The sequence below is a fragment of the Mesorhizobium sp. M7A.F.Ca.MR.362.00.0.0 genome, assembly GCF_004023175.1.
GTDB lineage: Bacteria > Pseudomonadota > Alphaproteobacteria > Rhizobiales > Rhizobiaceae > Mesorhizobium.
In genome coordinates this window covers 1-2438 of record NZ_RZTF01000611.1, presented here as the reverse complement: position 1 = coordinate 2438, position 2438 = coordinate 1, and the positions used below count along the sequence as shown (strand labels likewise).

Below are 2438 nucleotides of genomic sequence, written 5' to 3'. Positions count from 1 at the left end.
CGGCATCAGCAAAGCCGTCGACGACATGGTCATGGTGCTGGAAGGCAATCCGGAGGAGCTGGAGGCGCGCGGCGAGCGCAACCAGCAGGCGCCCTTCGAGTCCGACGACCTGTTCTTCACCGTGTTCATCGGCATATGGATAACCATTATGGTCGGCAGTCTTGCTGTCTCCATCTTGCCGCCGATCTTCGGCCAGAAGCTTGGTCCCGGCCGTTACCGCTGGCTCGGCATGACCTTCGAGCCAAGCCGGCGACCCTCCCGTAGTGGCTGGTCGTCGGGAAGTTCCAGCGGCGGCTGGTCTTCGGGGTCAAGCAGCGGTGGAGGCTTTTCCGGCGGCGGCGGTTCGTCCGGCGGCGGCGGCTCGTCGGGAAGCTGGTGATGGCATGACGATACCCAGCATCAGCCTGTCGAAACGCGACCGCCTCGCCTCGGCTGTCCTGATTGCCGCGGTCGTGCTGTTCTCCTGCGTCATGTCCTACGCGGCCGACCTGCCGGCGCTGACCGGCCGTGTCGTCGACAATGCCGGCATCATCGATGCCGCGACCAAGGCGGCGCTGACGCGGAAGCTTGCCGGTTTCGAGACAAAAGGTTCCGACCAGATCGTCGTCGCGACGATCCCCAGCCTCGATGGCGAGGAGATCGAGCCTTACGCCAACCGCCTGTTCCGCTTCTGGAAACTTGGGCAGGCGAAGGAGAACAATGGCGTGCTCCTGCTGGTTGCCCCGAACGACCGCAAGATGCGCATCGAGGTCGGTTATGGGCTGGAAGGTACGCTGACCGACCTGCATACCAAGCTCATCATCGAAAACGACATGGTGCCGGCCTTCCGCGCCGGCGACTTCTCCGGCGGCATCAGCAAAGCCGTCGATGACATGGTCATGGTGCTGGAGGGCAATCCCGAAGAACTGGAAGCGCGAGGCAAGCGCAATCCCGCCGATGACGGCACGTCCATCGATCCGATCGTTGCCGTGTTCCTGATCCTGTGGGCGACGATGTTTTTCGGCGGGTTGGCGATGGCGTTCCTGCCGCCGATGTTCGGCACGAAGCTGTCGCCGGGCGTGTACAGATGGCTGGGCATGACGTTTCGTTACGGCCGTGGGCCAAGCGGGTACTCGGGCAGCAGTGGCTGGACAACGGGTTCGTCTTCGGGCGGCTGGTCGTCGGGGAGCTCCGGTGGTGGCTGGTCTTCGGGATCAAGCGGCGGTGGCGGGTTTTCCGGTGGCGGCGGCTCATCGGGTGGTGGCGGTTCTTCAGGAAGCTGGTGAGACATATCATGGCAACACGACCAATCAGCCCGCAGGATCATGAGCGCATCGCAACCACGATCCGCGCCGCCGAGGAGAAAACCGACGGCGAGATCTACTGCGTCGTGGCGCATGCCAGCGACGGCTATTTCTTCCCGGCCGCCTTCATGGCGACCGTGTGCATGCTGATCGTCAGCCTGGCGGTCGGCTACGGTCTGGAGGCCTGGTGGCTGTCGATCCGGCTGCCGCATTTCGTCCTCGCCCAGCTCCTGGCGCTTGCCTGCGTGCTGGCCTTGTTGTGGGCGCAGCCCGGCCTGCGCATCCATCTGGTGCCGAGGCGGCTGCGCTACCAGGCGGCGCACGCCAACGCGAGCAAGCAGTTCCTTGCCCGCAACGTCCACCGCACCACGGCGCGCACCGGCGTGCTGGTCTTCGTCTCGATCGCTGAACGCTATGCCGAAGTGGTTGCCGATTCGGGCATCGACGCCAAGGTCGGCCAGCATGTCTGGGACGGTGTCGTGCGCGACCTTACCGCGCATGCCGGCGACGACCGGCTTGCCGACGGCTTCGTCAAGGCGATCGAGCAGGTGGGTGCGGTGCTGGCCGAGCATTTCCCGGTCACGGTGGGCGACAGCAACGAACTTGACGACCATCTCGTCGAAATCTGAAAGCCCGCCCGCAAACGCTACTCAGCCGGACGCCTGACGCGGCTTTCTGCGCTTCCGGCCTTCGACCGAAGCACTCACTGAGCGGCCTTGGCAGGCAGGCTTCGGCCGGCGTAGGCCGGTGCTCACGTACAAAAGTAAGCTCCGCTCCGGTTCTCGAAAGCCACGCCATCCGCCTCGGCTGAGCGCGTTTTCAAGCAGGCTTGCCCGATGTCATCAGTGTCATGATCGCCTGTGAGAAAGCAGCCGGCGGGCCGCCGGGACTCTTGCAATCGGGCGATGCGGGTTTATGGTTAACAAATCATGAATACGCTGACGATCGACATCCGGAAAGCCGACCCGCGCGATGCCAGTGCCATCGCCGAGGTGCATCTGGAGGCCTGGCGCGGCGCCTATTCCGGCATCATTCCGCACCGCACCCTGACATCGATGATCAACCGTCGAGGTGCCGACTGGTGGGCAAATGCGATTCGCCGCGCCGCCACTGTTCTGGTGGTCGAGATCGGCGGAAAGATCGCCGGCTATGCGA

The 2438-nt window shown here is 64.3% G+C and carries 2 protein-coding genes and 2 pseudogenes; all 4 read left to right on the top strand.

What is annotated here, in order from left to right; genetic code table 11:
• A pseudogene (locus tag EOC06_RS35935) lies at positions 1–379 on the top strand (hypothetical protein); the annotation flags it as partial.
• Between the two features lie 4 nt (positions 380–383).
• Positions 384–1265 carry a YgcG family protein gene (locus EOC06_RS35930; protein ID WP_128310026.1) on the top strand — a complete coding sequence of 294 codons (882 nt, stop codon included), beginning with the start codon at positions 384–386 and terminating at the stop codon, positions 1263–1265.
• An 8-nt stretch (positions 1266–1273) separates the two neighbouring features.
• The gene (locus EOC06_RS35925) at positions 1274–1912 is read left to right on the top strand and encodes a TPM domain-containing protein (protein ID WP_128310025.1); all 639 of its coding nucleotides are present in this window, start codon (positions 1274–1276) and stop codon (positions 1910–1912) included.
• A gap of 300 nt (positions 1913–2212) precedes the next feature.
• Positions 2213–2438 (top strand): annotated as a pseudogene (locus EOC06_RS35920) (GNAT family N-acetyltransferase); the annotation flags it as partial.

Coding starts and splice junctions, on each gene's coding strand:
- EOC06_RS35930 (WP_128310026.1), top strand. CDS start 384: ATGACGATACCCAGCATCAGCCTGTCGAAACGCGACCGCCTCGCCTCG.
- EOC06_RS35925 (WP_128310025.1), top strand. CDS start 1,274: ATGGCAACACGACCAATCAGCCCGCAGGATCATGAGCGCATCGCAACC.